Here is a 20138-nt window from a genome sequence, read left to right as displayed (position 1 = left end):
CCTTTCCTCATCGCGCTCATCAGGGGTTCCGCGCCAGCGCCTCGCGTAGCGCCGTACGGTCGATCTTTCCGTTGGGGTTGTAGGGGAAGGAACGACGGACGCTGACGGTCACCGGCACCATATAGGCGGGCAACCGCTCCCGTAGCCCCGCCAGCAGGGTGTCCGGGTCGAGCCGGGCGCCGGACTGCGCGGTGCAGGCGGCTGCGAGCCGCTCCTGTCCGGCGGCGCCGTCGAGTGACAGCACGACCGCCTCGTTGACGCCCGGTAGCGCGCGCAACGCCGCCTCGATCTCGCCGAGTTCGACGCGGTAGCCGCGGATCTTGATCTGGTGGTCGAGCCGGCCCAGGTGGACCAGCCCGTCCGGGCTCCGGCGCACCCGGTCCCCGGTGCGGTACCAGAGGTCGTCGGAGGGGGGATCGGCCCGTTCGACCACGGTGGTACGCCCCTGCTCCCGGCGCAGGAAGCGCCCGATGTTGTCCTGGGGGTCGAGATAGCCCGGGAAGCGCTGGACGCCTCGTACGCACAGCTCTCCCTCGTCGGCCTCGTGGCCGTCCTCGTCGACGACCAGGTGCTCCAGGCCGGGGTAGAGGGTGCCGATCGGTACGGCGCCGCCCGGCCCGGCGGCGGGCGTGCTGCCGGCGGGAGTGCCGGTGCCGGCGGCGGGAGTGCCGGCGGCGGGAGTGCCCGGTGCGGGCATCCGGAACTCGGTGCAGCTGAGGGTGAGTTCGGTGGGGCCGTAGAGGTTCTCCAGCACGCTGTGCGGCGCGGCCCGCTGCCACGCGCTCGCCTGGGCGAGGGTGAGCGTCTCGCCGCAGAACAGGCTCCAGCGCAGTGACGGCATGCTGTCCGGGGCCAGCGCCCGCAGCCGCCGGGCGAAGGAGATGACCGAGGGCACGGAGAACCAGTGGGTCAGCCGTTCGCGGGCGACGAAGCGGGCGGGTGCCAGGACGTCGTCGGGGCCCGGCACCACCAGCGTCGCGCCCGATCCCCAGGCCGCGAAGAGATCGAAGACCGAGAGGTCGAAGGTGAGCTCGAAGGTCTGCGACAGCCGTGCGCCGACGTCCAGTTGGTAGCGGTCGATGACATGGCTCAGATAGGCGTCGACGGAACGGTGCTGGATCGGGACGCCCTTGGGGGAGCCGGTCGATCCCGAGGTGAACAGGACGTAGCCGATGTCCCGCGGTCCCCGGGCGCCCGCCGGGAGGGCCGGCAACGCGCGCGCGGGCGGGAGGGAACCGAGATCGGGCGAGAGCAGTCGGGCGCCCAACTCGGCGGTGGCGTAGTCGGGTTGGGCGAGGACCAGATCGAGCCCGGCAGCCTTGGCGATGGCCGCGTTGCGGGCCGCCGGGAAGGCCGGGTTGAGCGGCACCACGCTCGCGCCCAGCCGCTGGACGGCCAGATAGCCCGCGTAGGCGTGCGGGGTACGGGAGGCCAGCAGCCCGATCCGCCGCAGCGGCCGGCCGGGGTCCGCCGCGTGCAGCGCTTCGGCCAACCGGCCTGCCAGGTGGCCGAGTTCGGCGTAACTCCAGGGCCGGCCGCCGACTTCCAGGGCCACCGCGGCGGGATGGCGGCGCGCGGTGTCGGCGAACCACCCGTACATGCCGCGCTGTGGGGTCATGGCTGCTGCTCCGCGGGCTCGATGGGGAACGGGGCCGGTGCGCCGTAGGCGACGCTCAGGGGGAGGGAGGTCCGGTCGCGCAGCGACACCCAGCAGTAGCGGCCCCAGCTGCCGGCCCGCGCCGCCGGGCGGACCCGGACCCGCCAGGGCCGCCCGGCGAAGCCGCTGCCCTCGGCCTTGACGCACGCCTCCTGGACCGTCCACAGCCAGGCGAACTCGGTGGTCCGGCGCTCGGCCGGCAGCCGGGCCCACTCCTCGGCGCGGCCCTGGGTGCAGCGCCGAAGCAGGGCGGGCCGGACCTCCGCCGGGACGTGCTGGACGTCGACGCCGACCGCGCGGTCCAGTGCCGCGCAGACGGCGACGGCCCCCCGGTCGTGGCTGATGCTGATGCCGATCCGGGGCCGGCCGGCCAGGGCGGGGCGGCCACCCGGCTCGTAGGCGACGGGCGCGCCGGCGGCCTCCGGGTACCGCGCCCGGAGCAGGGCACGCAACAGCCCTCGGCCCGCGAGCAGTTCGGCGGCCCGCCACGGCGGAAGGCCGTCGGCCGCGGCCAGATCCTCCCGGGTCGGAGGGAGGTACGGCGCGGGCTCCTGGTGGTGGTCGAACCGCTCCTCGTCGTGGCAGGCGCCCCGCCTCTCGTGGAGGGCGACCCAGATGCCCGGGGCGGCTTCGAGCCGCAGGCCCGGCCCCGTGGCCGGCGGCGGTACGGTCATGGCGCCAGCCCGTCCAACACGGCGTCCAGACGCTCGGCGACGATGTCCAGGGTCACCTCGGTGGTGCCGCCGCCGATGCCGAAGATCGCCGCCTCGGCGCGCAGCGCCTGCGCCCCGCCCCGTGCGAAGCCGTCGGCGCCCTGCAACCGCGCGCACTCGGCGAGCACATGGTCCACCGTCGCCCCCGACGCGGCCTTGAGGAGGGCGGCCGCGGTGCCGTCCCGCTCGTCGGCGATCCGGTCCCGCAGCTGCGTCCACAGGGCGTGCAGCCCGGCGACGCGGACCGCGCACTCGGCCAGGCGCTGGCGGACGCCGGACCGCCGGCGCAGCGCGGTGTCCTCGACGATGCGGCTGCCCAGCCGCCGGTCGGTGTCGGCGATGATCCTGCGGCACAGGTCGATCGCCCAGCCCGCGGAGGCCAGCCGCTCCACCGCGATGTGCTGGGCGAAGGCCGCCATGCCGCGGCCCTGCCGCCCCACCAGGTGGTCCGTCGTCAACCGGACGTCGGAGAAGCGGAGATGGCCGACCCCGGAGCCGGCGAACAGCTCGGTGTCCGCGGGCTCGGCCGTGACCCCCGGAGCGTCCAGGGGCACCAGGACCCAGGTGAAGTTGGTGAAGTGCCGCCCGGGCGACCGGCGGGCCAGGACCAGGGCGTCGCCGGCGGTGGTCGCCGAGGTCACCCAGCGCTTGGTGCCGTCGACCACCAGCCCGTCGGGACGCGTGCGGACCGTGGTGGTGAGCGCCGCCAGGTCGGAGCCCGCGCCCTCGTCCGTGGCGGCCAGGGCGACCAGCCGCTCGCCGCGCAGCGCCGCCTCCAGGCACGCGGCGGTCGTCTTCGAGCGGGAGCCCGCGGCGAGCAGCGGCACCGCCGACGCCAGGTGGACGCAGAGCGAGAGCACCGGGCCCAGCGCCCCCTCGGCGTCGGCGGCGGCCAGCAGTTCCCTGAGCACGACCGGGTCGAGCCGGCCAGGTGCGGGGTGCGGGTAGAGCCGCCGGAACTCCCCGGCGTCCGCGAACTCCTTGAGGAGCCGGTGGACGCGGGCCGGGGGAACGGCCTTTGGGGGAGGGGCGGTTGGGGTATCGGGGACGGGGGGATCGGGGGCCGGGGGCGCGGCGCCCGGGGGAACAGCGGCGGCGCGGGCGTCAGGCACGTCAGGCAAAGGACACCCCCGCGTCGAGCAGGGCGAGGACGCCGTCCGCCTGGTGGAGACGGTCGTTGCTGTAGTTGAGCGGTGCGGAGCGCAGATCGCGCAACGCCTTCTCCAGGCGGGTGGGCGAGTTCCTGAGATAGCCGTGCCGCAGCCCGACGGCGTCGATCAGGTCCTCCACGGCGCGATGGCACTCCTCGGAGGCGGTCAGCTTGAGGCTGTTGATCAGCAACTGGTTGCGGGGCAGCGAGACATCGGTGCCGCCCTCGGCGGCGGCGGTGACCACGGCGGCGGTGTGGCGCAGCAGCGCGTGGACGGTGTCCAGCCGCTGCCGGGCCCGGGAGAGCCGGCTCAGCAGCAGCTCCGACTCGAGCCGGCCGTCCTTGCCGTCCTTGCCCCGGGCGGACTCCCGCAGCATCCGCAGCACCCGGGACAGCGCCCCCGCGGCCGTGCCGAGCCAGCAGGCCGACCAGCCCAGGTGCGCCAGCGGACCGAGGGTCTGGAGCACCACCGCGCGGAACTCGCCGTGCTCGCCGACGACTTGGTGCCCCGGGATGCTGCCGGTCAGCCGCAGGGCCACGCTGTGGCTGGCCCGCATCCCGAGCGGGTCCCACTCCCCGGAGGCGGTGATCTCCAGCTGGTCGCGGCGGGCGAAGACCAGGGAGACCGCGTCGGCGGAGGGCGCCTCGGGAGCGCGCATGCTGATCAGGAAGCCGTCGGCGTACGCCCCGCCGGTCACGATCGGCGCGAACCGGTCGAGTTCCAGGTGCCCGGACCGCCCTTCGTCCGCGGAGAGTTGGGCGCCCGCGGTGAGCAGATGGCCGCCCTTGCCCGGTTCCGTGGTCACCGACGCCAGGTACATCCGCCCGGCCGCGATCTGCGGCAGCAACTCCTCGGCGAGCGGCGGGGCGGCGTGGGTGACCACGCAGGCCACCTGCTGGCAGTGCATCGCGAAGATCAGAGCCGCGGACAGGTCGGTGCGGCCCAGCGCGATGCTCACGTCCAGCAGTTCGTCCAGGGTGCCGCCCAGGCCGCCGTACTCGGTGGGGACCATCAGCCCGAGCAGCCCGCCGGCCCGCAGCTCGTCGAGCACCGCGACCGGGAACTCGGCCGCCGCGTCGGTCTGCTGGGCGTACTTCTCGGCCACCGCGCGGGCCTGATCGGTCTGCCGGGCGAAGCGGCCGCCGGCCGCCGGGCGGGGACGCGCGGACTCAGACATCGGCGCCGCCCTCCTGTGCCGCGACCGCCGACCACAGCGCGCCGGCCGTGCTGAAGGTCTTCTCGACCAGCGCCTCGTCGGGCAGTTCGACGCCCAGCTCGTCCTCCAGGGCGAGCAGCAGCTCGATCGACTGCATGGAGGTCAGCCCGGCCTCCCGCAGCCGGGTGTCCGGGGTGATCGGCCGGTCGGCCAGGTGGGGGAGGAAAGGCCGGAGTATCCCGGTGAAGCGTTCGTCCATCACGGCGCGGGCACCCTTCTCGGTCGGTGTGGACGCCGGGCTCACCCGGCGCCGCCATTGAGCCGTCGCTCGACCAGTTCGCACAGGTCGACGATGCGGTGCAGTCGTTCGGGGAGGAGGTCCCCCGGCCCGAACTCGATGGCGAAGCCCTCCTCCAGGCCGTCGACGATCTCCAGCATCCGCAGGGAGTTGAAGGCGGGCAGTCCGGTCAGGTCGGCGTCGGGCGCGGGCACGTCCCGTATGCCGAGGACCCGCCCGACGATCCCGGCCACCGTCGAGGCGACCTGCTCGGGGGAAGGTGGACCACCGCCGGCCGCCCCGGCAGCACCGGCCGCCCCGATGTCGCCTGCCCCCCGGTCGCCACCGCAGAGCACTTCCCAGTCGGCGTGCAGGAGTTCGGCCGCCCGCGGCAGCAGATCGGGTGGCTCCGCCCGGCCCCGGGCGACGCGGCGGGAGGTCAGATACGTGTACTCGACCAACCCGTCCCAGCGGGCGAGGTGCTCCGCGACGTGCTGCGGGGTCCCCGCGTCCCCCTGGGCCAGATACGCCGCACGCAGCCGGCGTGACCGGGCCAGCAGCCAGGTCTCCATGGTGAACTGATCCAGCGTCAGCTTCCGGTCCGGATGCTCGGCGTAGGGACGCAGGTAGTCGTCGGCCCCGGCGGACGATATCCGTACCTCTTCCCCCGGCGGATCGAGACGAGCGGGATCGAGGGGCGTGGGGGCGAACTGGAAGGCCCGGCCCGGGCCGGCGTCCAGGACCGCGGCCAGCTCCTCCCGTTCGAGGAGCAGTCGCGTCGGGCGCGCCGCGCCCCACGGAGTGTCGTTGTGGTAGGCGTCGGTCACCGCCAGGGCGCCGTCGCCGTCGGGTTCGGCCAGGAAGCTGTGCTCGATGTGGCGCTGCCCGTGGTAGGGCACCCAGGGCAGGTGGTAGGCGTCCGCGACCACCCACGCCGTCTCCCGTAGCGATCGCGCCCAGTCGCCGTCGGCGCCGGGCCACTTCTGGGCGAGGGCGAGGCCGAGGAGGTCCGCGGCGTCGGCCAACGCCTCGTCCAGGGAGGGCTCGACGGTGGGCAGGCCGTGCGGACCGGGGCGGGTGCGCAGGCGCAGCGCGGCGCCCAGCCGCAGGTGGGTCCCGGCGCCGTGGTACCGGTCGGCCAGCACCGCGAGGTTGCTCTGGAAGCAGTCCAGCAGTTCGGCTCGGATCTCCGGGGCCGCGGTCACAGCGACTCCTCCGCCGTGTCGTCGGCGTCGAAGGGGAACCGGTCGGCGAAGGCGGGCTTGAGGTCGGCGAGCCAGATCGCCGCGGGGTCGTACGCGGCGTAGAACGGCCGGCCGACCAGGGCCGGATCGCGGGCCTGGATCATGTGCAGGGCGAAGACCTTCTGGCCGAGGAGCTCGACCACCCCGTCCACGCAGACCTTGCCCGCGGTGGCCGACATGGACGGCCCCCGTACGGTCCGGGCGAGGCCGGAGACCGAGGCGTAGGCGTCCCGGAAGATGTCGTAGGCCCGGGCCAGCGGCACCGCGAAGTAGTCCACCGGACCGGTGTCCCGCTCCACGAACATGTAGTACGGAATCATCCCGAGCCGCACCTGGGCGCGCCACATCGACTCCCACACCCGCGGGTCGTCGTTGATCGAGCGGATCAGCGGCGCCTGGGTGCGGATCACCGCCCCCGTGCCGCGCAACCGGGCCACCGCCTGCGCCACCACCGGCGGTTCCAGCTCGCGCGGGTGGGAGAAGTGGGCCATCAGCGCCAGGTTCTTGCCGGCCGCCACGACCTCCTCGAACAGCCGCAGCAGATCCTCGGCGTCCGGATCGGTGAGGAACTTCCGCGGCCAGAACGACAGCGCCTTGGTGCCCAGCCGGATGGACTCGATCTGGTCCAGCGCGAGCAGCGGCTCGACGTAGCGCCTCAGCACCGCCGCGCTGGGGATCATCGAATCGCCGCCGGTGAAGAGCACGTTGGTGATGTCCGGGTGCGCGCGCAGGTAGTCCACCAGGACCAGTTCGTCGCTGTCGGCCGCCATCCGCAGCTCCGGCTCGCCGACGAACTGCGCCCAGCGGAAGCAGTAGGTGCAGTAGGCATGGCAGGTCTGGCCCTGGCGGGGGAAGAACAGCAGCGTCTCGCGGTACTTGTGCTGGATTCCGGCCAGTTGCCGACCGTCCACCACCGGGTGGTTGAGCTCCAACTGGCCGGCGGGGTGGGGGTTCAGCCGCATCCGCACCTGGTGGGCGATCGTCTGGATCTGCCGGCGTGGCGCCCCGCTGCGCAGCAGGTCCGCGATCCTGGCCACGTCCTCGGCCGGCAGCATGTCCTCCTGCGGGAAGACCAGGCGGTAGATCGGGTCGTCGGGGGCCGCGGACCAGTCGATCAGCTCGTCCACGACATGGCTGTTGGCCCGGAAGGGCAGCACCTCGGCCACCGCCCGCACGCCCAGGCGCTGGTCGGGGCTCAGGCCGGCGCGGGCGGTCAGGTCGTCCAGGTGTCTGGAGGTGACGGCATGGAACCGGGGCGGGCTGTCCGTGGTCGGCGGAACGCTTGCGTTGCTCGGGGGCACCGTGCGGTCATTCCTTCCGGTCGGGGGCGGCTCAGCCGCAGAGCTTGCCGAACCCCTCTTCGATCGCGGCCAGGAGCCGCGAGACATGGGGCAGTACGAGCGGATCGGGGCTGTGCAGGGCCGCGGACTGCTCCTCGGGGGTCTCGCCGTAGAGCATGCTGGTGGCCGCCCGGAAGCGGAGCGCTCCCGGTTCGTCGCCGTGGTGGTGGCCGCCGAGGACGGCGATGCCGTGCGCGTCGAGCAGGCGGTCCTGCAGGGTGGCGGAGTCGGTGACGCCCCGGGCGGCCAGGGCCTCCCGGCGCGGTTCGAAGTCCGGGTAGACGTAGAAGCCGGCGTCGGGTCTGCGGCACTCGGCGCCGGCCGCGCGGACGATCCGGTGGACGGCACCGGCCAGCGCTCCGTGCAGCCGGGCGGCCTCGGCCAGGTGGGCGCGCAGTTCGGGGGGTTCGGCGAACGCGTAGGCGGCCACCTCCTGCATCGGACCGGCCAGGGTGGACCAGACCTCGCTGGCGAAGGAGGCCACCGCGTCGCGCAGCGCCGTCCCCCAGGTGCTCTCGGGGAACCGGGCCGCGCCGATCCGCCAGCCGCCCAGGGCCAGGTTCTTGCTCAGCCCGGTGGTCACCACCGTGCGCTCCGGAGCGACCTCGGCCGGGCTGAGGAAGGGCTGCCGCGGATCGTGCAGGAGGTCGCGGTAGATCTCGTCCGAGACGATCAGCAGGTCCTCCTCCCGGGCGATCGCGCACAGTTCGCGGACCAGCGCGGCGGGCGCCGCCGTCCCGGTGGGGTTGTCCGGCAGTGCCAGCACCAGGATGCGCGGGTCCCGGCCGTCCTCCCGCGCCCGCGCGATGGTCCGCGTCAGGGCCGACGGTTCCGGCACCCCGCCGCAGCCGGCGGGGATCGGCACCTGGAAGACCGCCTTCCCGGCCAGCAGCGCCTGCGGGGGATACGTGTTCCAGCAGGGGCGCGGCAGCAGGGTGTCGCCCCGGACGGTCATCTGCACCGCCGCGAGCAGGGGCTTGCTGCCGGGAGCGAGCACCACCTGGTCCGGTTCGGTCGGCACGCGGCGGCGGGTGAAGTACCCGGCCACGGCCCGCCGGGCCGCGAGGTCGCCGCGGACCGGGCCGTAGGCGTTGCGGCCCGCGCCCGCGGCCAGCCGCTCGACCAGCGGCGGGAACACCGGCAGCCGCGACTCGCCGAATCCCAGGTGCACCACGGTGTCGCCGCGCCGCCGGCGCTCCCGGACCTGCTCGTCCAGCGCCAGGTTGGGCGATATCCCGCGCGCGCCGGTCAGTTCGATCCGCGTCACACCGTCCGCTCCTTCCCGGGCAGCGCCAGTGCCAGCAACCGGGCCCGGTCGACCTTGCCGTTGGGGTTGAGCGGCAGGCGGTCGATGGCTCTCAGCTCGTCGGGGACCATGTAGTCGGGCAGTTCCTTCCCGCAGAACTCCCGTAGCTGATCGGGGTCCCAGCCGGCGGCGGGCTCCGGTACGACGAAGGCGGTCAGCACGGGATCGGCCGCGTCCCCGGCGCGCGGCACCACCAGCACGGCGGCGGCCTCCACCGAGGGGAACGCGCGCAGCCGGTGCTCCACCGCCCCCAGCTCCACGCGGTTGCCACGGATCTTCACCATCGAGTCGGCCCGGCCGTGGAAGTACAGTTCGCCGTCGGCTCCGCGGGAGGCGAGATCACCCGAGCGGTAGACGAGCTGGCCGGACCGCGGTTCGAGCGGATCGGCCACCAGGACGGCGCGGGTGGCCGCCGGGTCGTTCCAGTAGCCGGTGAACAGCGCGGGACTGCGCAGGTGGATCTCACCGACGGCCCCCGGCTCGTCCACCGGCCGGCCCTCGCCGTCGATCAGCAGGATCTCGGCTCCCGCGTGCGGCCGACCGATGGAGATGTCCGCCTGGTCCGCCGGGAGCGGGTCGGGGAGGTCGGCGAACGTGCAGGCGATGGACTCGGTGCTGCCGAAGCAGTTGACGATCCGCACCCCGGGCAACTCGCGGCGCAGCAGCCGCAGATCCTCCAGCGGGAAGCGCTCGCCGGAGAAGAGGATGCCCCGCACCGCGCCGAGTTCGGACAGCCGCGCCGGCTCGTGCCGCAGCAGCGGCCGCCAGATCGAGGGGACGCCGTTGACCTGGGTGGCCCCGGCCTCGCGCAGGAAGCGGGCGAAGCGCCGCGGCCAGCGCAGCAGGCCGCGCGGTACCGGCACCAGCGTGGCCCCGTTGCCCAGCGCGAGCCCGGCGTCCAGCAGGGAGAAGTCGAACTGGAAGGGCGAGGTGCTGGCGACCCGGTCCTCGGCGGTGACGATGTCGTGCCGCAACATCCCCCGGCAGAAGGCCAGATACCCGCGGTGGCTCATCACCACGCCCTTGGGGGTGCCGGTGGAGCCGGAGGTGAAGACGACGTAGGCGGGGTCGGTGGAGACGGCGCCGGTGCGGTGGTGGGCGCGCCGGGCCGGCGCGCGCTCGATGACCAGCTCCTCCGGGCCGAAGCGGCCGCTGCCGGTGGACGCTGGCAGGCCCGGCGGTTCCTCGCCGCCGGACCGCAGGTACAGCGCCGGTCCGGTCATGCCGACGATCGTCAGCCGGCGGCCCACGGGCGACTGCGGGCTCAGCGGAAGAAAGGTCGCGCCGAGTGCGGAACACGCCATCAGCAACGTGAGGACGGCGGCACTGCTGTCGGACTCCAGCGCCACGCGGTCGCCGACTCCGATTCCGAGGCCGGCGAGTTCTTCGGTCCTGGCGGCGGTGCGTGCCGCCAACTCCCGATAGGTGACCGTGTGAAGGCCCCCGTCGGGGGCGCTTTCGATCACCGCCGGTCTGGTGGGGAGGGTATCGCTCGCACCGAGCAGGAACTCGTGCAGGAGCTCAGGGGCTTGGCGATGCCACGGGGAAAACGAACCTGTGGTGGCCATGTTCTCCTCCGAGAAAATCGGCGGGGCGGCCTGGGCACAGGGGACAGTACTACGGAAGCCATGTGCGTGAACCCATGAGTCCCAGCCCCGCTGCCGTATCCGCCACGGCGGCTCCGGCGCACGTCAGCGCGGTGCGGGCGCTGGACGGGGGCGCTTTCGGGTGGCCGATTCCCGGACCTGGGCATCGTTGTCATGCGCTGGTCGCGAGGGGGTTCGCCCGGCGTTTCGCTTTCTTTCGTGCCGCGGGACGCCGAGGTGGCCGATTCTGTGCCGTGGCGAATTTCGGCCTTCTTTTATTTCCGGCCAATCGGGACTCGCGGCGGCGCCCGGAGCGAAGTGGAGAAGATCTGCCGAGGGTGGCGGAGTGAGAGGGTGAGGAAAATGTGAACGCCCGCCGCTGGTAGCAGACATTCGTGAAGAGAACATTGCACGAGAATGACGAAGACCGCGCAAGTCCATGGCGTCCCGGCCGATTTGGAGGTCCACTCCCTTGGTGGACGCCGAAGTGCGGCGGCCGGAATCCCGCGATGCCGGCGCCCTTCGGAACTGTTTCCCGCGCGCGTCTTCCACTCGGCCGCCCCCGTGTACCGGGAGGACCGACCCGGCGCTCCCGGCCTGCTCCTGACCGCCGCCGTACTCCGGACGACCCGCCACCTGGACGCCGCCGTCGACCGGTCCCAGGCCCTGCCGGCCGCTGCCGCGCCCGCGCCACGGTTCCGGACGGCGGATCGGGGTCCGTCCAGCCGACGGAGCAGCGCGGGGCGACGACTCCAGCGGTGCACGGTCGCTACGGTCGCTGAAGCGCTGCCAGCTCCGTTCGTGCGCGGGCCGCGCCCGCCGGGTACGGCATGGCATCGGCGAGGGCGACGGCCCGGCGCAGTTCCGCCGCCGCGTCAGCGGGGCGCCCGGCCGCGAGCAGGGCGCGCCCCAGCACCCACAGGCCGTCGACCTCGGCCGGGCGGTCGGGGAGTTCGCCGGCGCGCCGTACTCCCTTCGCGGCGGCGGCCAGCGCGTCGTCCACCGCCCCGGTCTCCAAGCGGGCCCATCCGACGAGCGGGCTGACGCGCTCGGCCGCGTCCCCTTCGGTGTACGGGCCGAGCAGCACCGCCGCCCGCGCCGGGTCGCCGGCGGCAAGCGCCGCTTCCGCGCGCAGGACGACGGTCCGCAGTCCCGCCTGGGCGTCGCCGCTGGCCGCGGCGGCCTCCGCGGCCTCGGCCAGGTACTGCTCGGCCTGGTCCGTACGGCCCGTGCGGAGGTGCACCTCGCCGAGGTTGAGCATGGCGTAGGCGAGCGACCAGGACGTACCGACGGAGCGGGCCTGGGCGACGGCCTCTTGCGCGTGTTCGGCCGCCGCGTCGGGGTCACCGGTCAGCAGGCGCAGGTTGGCGAGGTTCGCCAACTGGAAGGCGAGCCGGGAGGGGTCACCGATCCGCTCGGCCAGCGTGACCGCGCGGGCACGGTGCACCAGCGCGCCGGTGAGGTCTCCGTCGCGCCGGCACGCCTCGGACAGGTTGCCCAGCACCGTGGCCAGCAGCACGGCGTCACCGAGGGGTTCGGCCTGCGTGGCGGCCTCCTGGAGGCTGCGCCGACCGTCCGCCGCCTGTCCGACGGCGAGTTGCGCCACCGACCGGCAGACCAGCCCGTCGATCACTGTACGGGGCCCGGCTGGATGGCCGGTTGCGATCAGTTCCCGGCCCAGCGCGACCGCGGCGTCGCCGGCGGCCAGCTGCTCCGGATACCGGCCGAGCGGGAAGTAGAGCCGGCCCAGGACCAGTTGGCGGGCCGCGCGCACCGCGGCAGAGGCCGTCGAGTCGTTCACCGCCAGCAGCGCGGCCAGCCCCAGGGCCGGGGTGCCGGCGCCCGCGTGCAGGTGGCCGCCCTCGGTGATGGTGCGCACCAGCCCTTCGGTGTCGTCCGCGTCGCGGTACCAGCCCTCGGCCGCGGTCAGCGCCGCCGCGGAGTCGGCCCACCGGGCGGCGGTGCGCAGCACCGCGGCCCGGGCCACCCGGGCCGCCGCTGCTCCTGAAGGGTCGCCGGACTGGTCGAGGCGCTCGGCGAGGCGCCCGTAGTACTGCTCGGCGGCGTCGTTCGCGTAGAGCGCGGCCGCCCGATCGCCGGCCCTGCGCAGGTGGTCGGCGGCCCGGGGGTGCTCGGCTCGGTCGAAGTGCCGGGCAAGGGCGTCCACGTCCCGCGGGCGGGTGCGCTCCAGGGCGAGGGCCAGGGCGCGGTGCAACCGGAGCCGCTGGGCCGCCGAGAGCCGCTGGTACAGGGCCCTGCGGACCAGCGGGTGGCGGAAGGCGTAGCCGGCGGCGGTGCCGACCGGGCGGTCCTCCACGAGGCGGGTGGTGACAGCGCGGTCCAACGCGGTCAGCAGTACCTCCTCGGTCAGCGGAGGTACGAGGAGCGCGGCACTGGCGCGGAGTTCGGCCAGCGGGCCGTGGCCGCCAAGCGCGGCGAGCAGTTCCAGCACCCGGCGGACGTCGACCGAGATCCGGTCGACCCGGGCGACCACGAGTTCACGCAGGCCGCTGGGCACCTGGTGGGTGGAACCGCCCGCCGATCCCGACGGCTCCGCCGCCCAGGCGCCGATCAGCTCGTGGGCGAAGAGCGGGTTGCCGAGCGAGGCCCGGAAGACCCGCTCGACCAGGTCCGGCCCGGCCCCGGGTGCTGCCGCGCCGAGCAGCGCGGTCGCGTACCCGTCGCAGTCGGCGCGGCTGAGCCTCATCAGTTCCAGCTGGCGCAGCGTGCCCGCGGCGGTGGTGGCCCGGACGAACCGCTCCAGGTCGCCGCCCGCCTCGGGCTCCTGGTAGGTGCCGAGGAAGCGCACCGGGCGCCCCGCGGTCCGGCGCAGCAGATGGGCCACGAGCTCCAGCGAGGGCCCGTCCGCGGTGTGCAGGTCGTCGAGGACGACCAGCACCGGGCGGTTCGCGGCCAGGTCGGTGAGGAGCGCCGCCGTGTCGGCGCGCAGCCTGTCCCTGCGCTCCTGCGGGGTGCCGACGTGCGGGTCGTCGGGGCCCCGGGTCAGCGGGGGGACACCGCCGCCGAAGCCCGGCAGCAGTTCCGCCAGGTCGGGGTACTGCACGGCGAGGGCTTCGCGGACGCGCGGCGGGCATCCGGTCACGAAGTCGTCGAGCGCGGCGGCCACCGTGCGGTACGGCTCGTCGCGCGCGCCCTCCTCGCCGGCCGCCCACAGCACGACCGCGCCCTTCGCGGCGGCGGCCCTGGCCGCCTCGGCGACCAGCCTGGTCTTGCCGACGCCGGTCTCGCCACTGACCAGGGTGAGTCGCCCGACCGTGCCCGCGGGGTCGGCGGTGAGCAGCCGCAGCGCGCGGACCCTCCCGAACAGCGGGGTCGGCGGCGGCGATTCCAGGGCGGACGGCAGGGCGGCGGCAAGCCCCTGGAAGACGCTGTCCTGCGGTGCGGAGACCGCCTCCTGGAAGAGTGCGCGGGTCGAGACGTCGGGGTCGACGCCCAGTTCGGCGCGCAACGCGACGCGGCAGGCGTGGTACTGGCGGATGGCCTCGCGGCGCCGCCCGAGGTCGAGGTGGAGCCGGATGAGCCGGCGGTGCAGCCCTTCGTCCAGGGGGTCGGCGGCCAGGGCCGCCGCCAGCGGCTCGACCCCGCGGGCCGGCTCCCCGCCGTCGCGGAAGAGGTCGGCCAGCGCGGTCGCGAGCCGGCGCAGCAGCTCCTGCTGGTCCCTGCGGGCCGGGGCCGTCCAGGGGGTGTCGCGGTCTTCGGGCAGCAACGGCCGGTCGAGCGCGGCCAGCGCGGCGGCCAGGGCCGTCGTGGTGGGCGGCCCGGCGAGGGCCGCGTTGGCCGCCGCACGGACCTCGTGCAGGTCGACCCGGGTCCGTTCCGGGACCAGCTGGACCATGCCGTCCTGGACGACGAGGTAGGAGGAGGCGGCGCGGGGCGGCAGGCCCGGTTCGAGGGCACGGCGGGCGGCGTGCAGGGCGACGCGCAGGCTGACCTGGGCGGCCTGCCGGCCGGCGCTCGGCCACAGCAGGCGCTGCACCCGATCGCGGTGCAGTGACGTTCCTTCACTCAGGGCCAGCAGCTTGACCAGGTGCCGGGCGCTGGAGCGGGTCCAGCGCTCCTCGTCCACGACGACCGCCGTCGCGTCGCCTCCCGCCTCCGCCAACTCGGCGCGAAAGCCGCCCAGGAGGTGGAGCCGCAGGTCGTGGTCCATGGTTGGGCACTGTAATGAGTTTCACCGGCGGTGTCTCGTGCCGGCCGAGGCGCCGGGTGCGGCGGGACGTTCCCGCCGCACCCGGCCACCCGCGGTCTCAGCCGCAGGAGTTGACGGGCTTGAGGGCGAAGTCCGCGGTTTTCACACCTCCCGCGGTGATCTTCACCTTCGCCGTCTGGGGCTGCCGCCCGCCGGCGGTCGCGATGACGGTGAGCGGGTTGTTCTTCCGGTCCGCCCACAGTGCGTAGCGGCCGTCGGCACCGGTGGTCAGCGTCCAACTGCCGGCCGCCCCGTCGATCTGCACCAGTGCGCCGGGCAGCGGGGTCGTGGTGCCGTCGCACTGCGCGGTCGACACCAGTCCGGTGACCTCGCCCCAGCTCGTGGGCGGGGTCACGTCCATGGTCACGTCGACCGGGCCGACGGTGTACGGGGTGCTCTGGCGGAGTGTCAGCTGCGCTCCGTAGGTGCCCGGTTGGCTCACCACGGCGGAGTTGACCGTGACGGCGATCTTCACCGACGCGCCCGGCGCGAGGTTCGCGCTCGCGGGTGTCTCGCCGAGCCAGTCGACGTCCGCCGAGCCGCACTGGTCCCAGCCCGGCAGGACCTCCGCGACCGGCGCGATCTGGGACGGCCCCACCGAGCCGCCGACCTTGTAGAAGCCGCAGGCCGCCCCGCCGCGGTAGGTGGCCGCGTTCGAGTTGGGCAGCGGCGTCCAGGTGCGGGTCTGCGGGTCGAGAGCGAAGCCCTGGTTGGTCAGGACGGTGCTGCCCGAGGTGACACCCCCGGAGACGACCAGCCGGTCGTCAGCGGTGGCGTAGGCGCTGCCCCACAGGTCGATCGGCAGGTCGGGCAGCGGGGTCCAGGAGTCGGAGCCCGGTTCGTACACCCAGCCCTTGGTGGTGCTGACGCTGCTCAGGTCCAGGCCCCCCGCGCAGTAGACCGCGCCGTCCAGACCGCCGCAGGACAGCCACGAGGTGGGGGCGGGGTAGGACGCCGCCACGGACCAGGTGTTCGAGACCGGGTCGTAGACCTGCACATCGGTGTGGCCGCAGTTGCTCTGGTCGCAGCCGCCGACCACGTACAGCTTTCCGTCCAGCACGGCGGCGCCGGCGGCCGCGTACGGGTGCGGCATCGCGGCCTTCTGCGACCAGGTGTCGGTCACCGGGTCGTACGCCTGGAGATTGGTGATCGGCCGGCCGGTGCTGTCCCAGCCGCCTGCCGCGTAGAGCGTGCCGCCGATGAAGCCGCCGACCGGGCGCTCGCTCGGGACGGGCAGGTCGGCGATCGATGACCAGGTGGCGGTGGCCGGGTCGTAGGCGTAGCCGTCCGGCACCGCGTCCACGCCCCGGGTGCCGCCGACGGAGTAGATCACGCCGTTGAGGGAGGCGGCCAGGTTGTCCTGGACCGCCCTGGGCAGGTCGGGAAGGGTCTGCCAGGGTGCGGCGGACGGCGAGGCGGTCCTCGGGGTGCCGGCCGGGCCCGCCGCGCGCCGGGCGAGCGGTGTCCCGGCGTAGTGGCCCTTGATCCGCTGGGTCGCGGGTCCGGCCGGGGCGGTGGTCGAGGCGGGGCTGCTGACCGTACCGGTGAGCGAGGTGAAGGTGCCGTCCCGCTCGCCGAGTTGCACGCTCGCCGGGGCGGTCCCGGTGTTGGTGACGGTGAACGTGCCGGTGCCGGCCTTGCCCAGGGCGACGCTCCGCGTCACCGGGCCGCCAACGGTGAGCCGGCCCGCCGCCAGCGCGGTGCCGGCCCTGACCACGGCGTCGGCCTTGACGGTCACCGGGACCGACGCCGTCGTGTAGCCGGCGGCGGCGACCTTCAGTGCGTGCTTGCCGGTCAGCGAGGAGAACATCTGGTAGAAGCCGTCGCCGAGGGCGGTGTCCGCGCCGGTCGGCGCGGTCGTGGCGGAGTCCAGCGGCTGGTCGGCGCTGGTGACCTTCGCGCCGTCCACGGCCTTGCCGGTGTTGCTGTCGGTGACCCGGCCGATGACCAGGCCGCCCGCGACCGGCGCGCACGCCCGGGTGCCCAGGTAGGCGTCGTCCACCTGCCACCACCGGTCGTAGTCGTAGGAGTTGGCGTAGCGGAACCGGATCTGGGCCTTGGGCTGGTGGGCGGCCTGCGGCAGCGGAACGGTCTCCATCTGGCCGCCGACGTGGCTCTGGTGCCAGACGGTGCTCCAGGTGGTGCCGCCGTCCAGGCTCAGGTCCACGTAGGCGGAGCCCCCGTAGGCCTCGTTGTAGTCGGAGCGGAAGCCGAGCACCGGAGCGTCCTGGCCGCTGAGGTCGGTGGACGGGCTGGTCAGCGTGGTGGTCAGGGACAGGCCGAGGCCCGCGTACTGGCCGTCGACGATGGCGAAGCCGCCCCGGCCGCCGGTCTGGTTGCCGCGGGTGGCGGGGTCGTCGAAGGTCCAGCCGGCGACGCTGGTCCGCGGTGTGTCCACGGTCCAGCCGGTGGGTGTCGAGCCGGTGTCGAAGGTCTGGCTCAACCCGGTGTAGGCGGCGGCGTAGCCGGGGGCGACGCATGCCGTCGCGTCCACGGCGAGCGCGGTGTCGTGGACGGTGTCCGCGGTGCCGACGGTCACGGTGTCGTCCGCCGCGGTGTAGCCGGCCGCGACCGCGCTGACGTGCAGCGTGTAGTCCGAGCCCTGCGGCAGCCGCACGCTGTACGCGCCGGTCTTCGGGTCGGTGTACACCGGTCCGCCCGGGCGGCCCCCGACGGCCACCGTGGCGTAGAGCGGCCAGCCGTGCCCGCTGCCGTCGGTGACCTTGCCGCTGAGCGTGGCCATCGGCTCCGACGTCAGGGCGACGTCCTCGGCGGTGGTACCGCCGTCGGTGACGGACACCCCGTCCAGGGTGCGAGCGGCGTATCCGTAGGCGGTCACCTTCAGGTCGTACCGGCCCACCGGCAGGCCGAGCCGGTACGTGCCGTCCTTCCCCGTGGAGACCGTGCCCGCGGACGTGGCGACCGTCGCTCCCGGCACCGGCTTGCCGGTTGCCGCGTCGGTCACCGTGCCGGTGATCTCGCCGTGCGCGCCGGGAATCCCGAAGGCGGCCGTGCCGTGCGGGGTGCCGAGGCCGGTCGGCCCGTCGTAACCGGCGCCCGCGGTGCACAGGTAGCTGCCGCAGCCTCCGTTGCTGCCGTCGACCACGTCGTTCAGGCCGCTGCGGTCGGCGTACGGGTAGGCGGCCGGGTGGTCGCCCGTGGCCGGGGTGCCGGCCAGCGCGTACACGGCGGCGATGATCGGCGCGGCGGCGCTGGTGCCGCCGTAGACCGCCCAGCCGGCGCCGGCCCAGGTGTTGTAGACGGCGACACCGGTCGCCGGGTCCGCGACCGCGGACACGTCGGCGATGGTGCGCTGCGCGCAACCGGTGTCGGACTGGTAGGAGGGCTTGGGAGCGTAGGCCGCGCAGCCGCTGCCGGCGCCGTTCCACGCGCTCTCGCGCCAGCCCCGCGGGTCGCTCGCGTCCTTGACCAGCGAGGTACCGCCGACCGCGGTCACCTGGGAGGCAGCGGCGGGGAATTCGTTGCCGTATCCGTTGTCGCCGGAGCTGACGGTGACCGCAACTCCCGGGTGGTCGTAGTACTTCGCGGCGTCCGCGGCCTCACCGGCGTACTCCGCGCCGCCGTAGCTGTTGGAGACGTAGTCGGCGCCCAGCGCCACCGCCTCGTTCACCGCGCTGCCCAGGTTCTCGGTGGTCGGCGAGTCCGCCTCCATCAGCAGGATGTGGCACTGCGGGCAGGCCGCACTGACCATGTCCACGTCCAGCGAGATCTCGCCGGCCCAACCGCTGTCGCTGACCGGGTAGGTGACGCCGCCGCGCTGGTCGGACTTGCGGAAGCAGCCGTTGGCGGTGGTGCAGGGCGGCAGGCCGTACTGGCTGCGGTAGACGGCCAGGTCGGCTTCGGCGTTGGGGTCGTCGTAGGCGTCGACGACCGCGACCGTGGCCCCCGCGCCGGTGTCGGTGGGCAGGTCGTAGGCACTGTCGATGTCGTTGGGCGACAGGCCCGAGGGGGCGGTGTCCGTACCGGCGGCGTTGGGCCGCTGCACGCCGCGCAGCGGCGCGACGTCGTCGCGCACCACGGCCAGACAGGCCATCTGGCGCGGCTTGGTGGGCTTGGCGCACAGCTCGTGCGTGGGGTGGGCGGCAGGAGCCGAGGCCGGGGCGGCGGCCGGGGCGGCGGTCGGGGCAGCCGAAGCGACGGCCGGGGCGGCCACGGCGAGCCCCGCGGCTATCGCCAGTGCCACGAGGGGCGGCAGCAGTCTGCGGGCGAAGCCGCGCCACTGCGGCTGACGGCCGGCCCGCGGAGGGTCGGCCGACTTTCGACGGAACATGCGGTGTCTCCCTGCTGATGGCGGAGTGGGCTTACTCATGGGGGTCGCGGGACAGGGCCTGTCCCGCGGAACCGGGTTCCGGGTGCGCGCCGATCCGGATGACGAAGCGGGCGACGGCGTCGCCGTCGTGAGTGCGGGTCAGCCGGTCACCGTTGCGGGCGCACCAGGCCGGGACGGCACAAACGGCCTCGGGGTGGGAGGTCGAGACCTCGAGCAGCGCGCCCGGTGGGAGCGCCGCGCGGCGCCGCTCCAGAGCGGCGCGCAGTCGGGACCACGGCTCCTCACCGCCGTCCACCACGGCGAGCGGCTGGTCGGCGCCGCCGGGTGGGTCGGCGGGAGCGGAAGTCGGGTCGGGTGGACAGGGATCGGGCACTGAGCGGTCCTCGGACGTGGGGTACCAGGGCTCACCGAAGGTACGGTCGAAGGGCGTTACTCGTGTGTTACTGCGCTCGGCCGCACCTCACCGGATGACGGGCGGCCGGCCCGATGCCTGCGTGTGGCGCGGCTTGACGTCACTCCCGGGTCCCTCCACGAGGGTTCTCGCTCTCGTCGCTCTCGTCGCTCTCGTCGCACCCGGAAGCGAGGTCGCCGAGGTCGCCCGGCTCCTGGGCATCGGCGACCAGGCGATCCATGCCCGGCGACGCCGGCGCCTCATCGACACGGGGCAGTCGCCCGGCACGCTGCCGGTTCTCTCGGAACGTCCACCTGTCCGACGCCTGCGCCCGGTCGGGCCGTTGCACGCCGCGGGCGTCGAGGTTCTCCCCGGTACCGGCGCACCCCGCCTCGGTGTCCCCACCTCGGTGCCCCGGGCCTCGCTCACGGCGCCGGCCCGCACGACGAGCCGCGCCCGCTCGGGCCGGCGCTCTGGAGTCCGGTCGGGGCGCTCAGCGCGGCGGCGCGGCGTACCGCCGACCGGTCCGGCCCCACCGACCGGTCCGGCCCCACCGACCGCGGGCGAATCGAGCCTGGCGCCGCGGCTGACCTGGTACTCGTGGAGGGTGCCCCGACCTCGCAGCTCTCCTCGACACCGAACACCCGCGCGGTGGGGCGTTGGGGGCACCGGGGGCAGCAAGGGCAGCGGGGCGTCGGGGGCACCGCCTGGCACCGGCCGAGGTGACGGGGCGTCAGGATGCCTGAACGCCCGTGCGGCGGCCCTCACCCTCGCACACGCGCGCGTGCCCGCCCCGAGGTGTTCCTCGGGGCGGGC

General features: G+C 74.6%; 12 protein-coding genes. All 12 read right to left on the bottom strand.

Translation table 11 applies throughout. The features are described from left to right. Positions 1-19 precede the first annotated feature (19 nt). The gene (locus AB0399_RS08890) at positions 20-1618 is read right to left on the bottom strand and encodes an AMP-binding protein (protein ID WP_366410760.1); all 1599 of its coding nucleotides are present in this window, start codon (positions 1616-1618) and stop codon (positions 20-22) included. Next, positions 1615-2331, bottom strand: coding sequence for a 4'-phosphopantetheinyl transferase superfamily protein (locus AB0399_RS08885; RefSeq protein WP_366410759.1), 717 nt, complete (start codon positions 2329-2331; stop codon positions 1615-1617). Before AB0399_RS08885 ends, AB0399_RS08890 begins: the two co-directional genes overlap by 4 nt. Beyond that, positions 2328-3482, bottom strand: a complete 1155-nt coding sequence (locus AB0399_RS08880) for an acyl-CoA dehydrogenase (protein WP_366410758.1) — start codon at positions 3480-3482, stop codon at positions 2328-2330. Before AB0399_RS08880 ends, AB0399_RS08885 begins: the two co-directional genes overlap by 4 nt. A 1-nt stretch (position 3483) precedes the next feature. Next, on the bottom strand, positions 3484-4698 hold the full coding sequence (locus tag AB0399_RS08875) for an acyl-CoA dehydrogenase family protein (RefSeq protein WP_329363021.1): 1215 nt from the start codon (positions 4696-4698) through the stop codon (positions 3484-3486). Continuing rightward, on the bottom strand, positions 4691-4936 hold the full coding sequence (locus tag AB0399_RS08870; RefSeq protein WP_329373736.1) for a phosphopantetheine-binding protein: 246 nt from the start codon (positions 4934-4936) through the stop codon (positions 4691-4693). Before AB0399_RS08870 ends, AB0399_RS08875 begins: the two co-directional genes overlap by 8 nt. A gap of 41 nt (positions 4937-4977) precedes the next feature. After that, positions 4978-6159 carry an acyl carrier protein gene (locus tag AB0399_RS08865; protein ID WP_366410757.1) on the bottom strand — a complete coding sequence of 394 codons (1182 nt, stop codon included), beginning with the start codon at positions 6157-6159 and terminating at the stop codon, positions 4978-4980. Continuing rightward, entirely contained in the window at positions 6156-7499 is a 1344-nt protein-coding gene (locus AB0399_RS08860; RefSeq protein WP_366410756.1) for a lysine 2,3-aminomutase, read from the bottom strand. The genes AB0399_RS08865 and AB0399_RS08860 overlap by 4 nt, the downstream gene beginning before the upstream one ends. 31 nt (positions 7500-7530) lie before the next feature. Next, positions 7531-8805, bottom strand: coding sequence for a pyridoxal phosphate-dependent aminotransferase (locus AB0399_RS08855; protein WP_329363014.1), 1275 nt, complete (start codon positions 8803-8805; stop codon positions 7531-7533). After that, positions 8802-10412 (bottom strand): AMP-binding protein, encoded by a 1611-nt coding sequence (locus tag AB0399_RS08850; protein ID WP_366410755.1) that lies wholly within the window; start codon positions 10410-10412, stop codon positions 8802-8804. The genes AB0399_RS08855 and AB0399_RS08850 overlap by 4 nt, the downstream gene beginning before the upstream one ends. Positions 10413-11199: 787 nt before the next feature. Continuing rightward, positions 11200-14601: an AAA family ATPase gene (locus AB0399_RS08845; RefSeq protein WP_366410754.1), complete on the bottom strand. Its 3402-nt coding sequence runs from the start codon at positions 14599-14601 to the stop codon at positions 11200-11202. A gap of 97 nt (positions 14602-14698) precedes the next feature. Further along, positions 14699-18931, bottom strand: a complete 4233-nt coding sequence (locus AB0399_RS08840) for a carboxypeptidase regulatory-like domain-containing protein (protein WP_366410753.1) — start codon at positions 18929-18931, stop codon at positions 14699-14701. 31 nt (positions 18932-18962) lie between these two features. Continuing rightward, entirely contained in the window at positions 18963-19304 is a 342-nt protein-coding gene (locus AB0399_RS08835; protein ID WP_329363006.1) for a sulfurtransferase TusA family protein, read from the bottom strand. Positions 19305-20138 lie beyond the last annotated feature (834 nt).

This window comes from Streptomyces sp. NPDC088194 (assembly GCF_040702025.1).
Lineage (GTDB): Bacteria > Actinomycetota > Actinomycetes > Streptomycetales > Streptomycetaceae > Actinacidiphila.
This window is presented reverse-complemented; position numbering and strand designations above follow the sequence as displayed.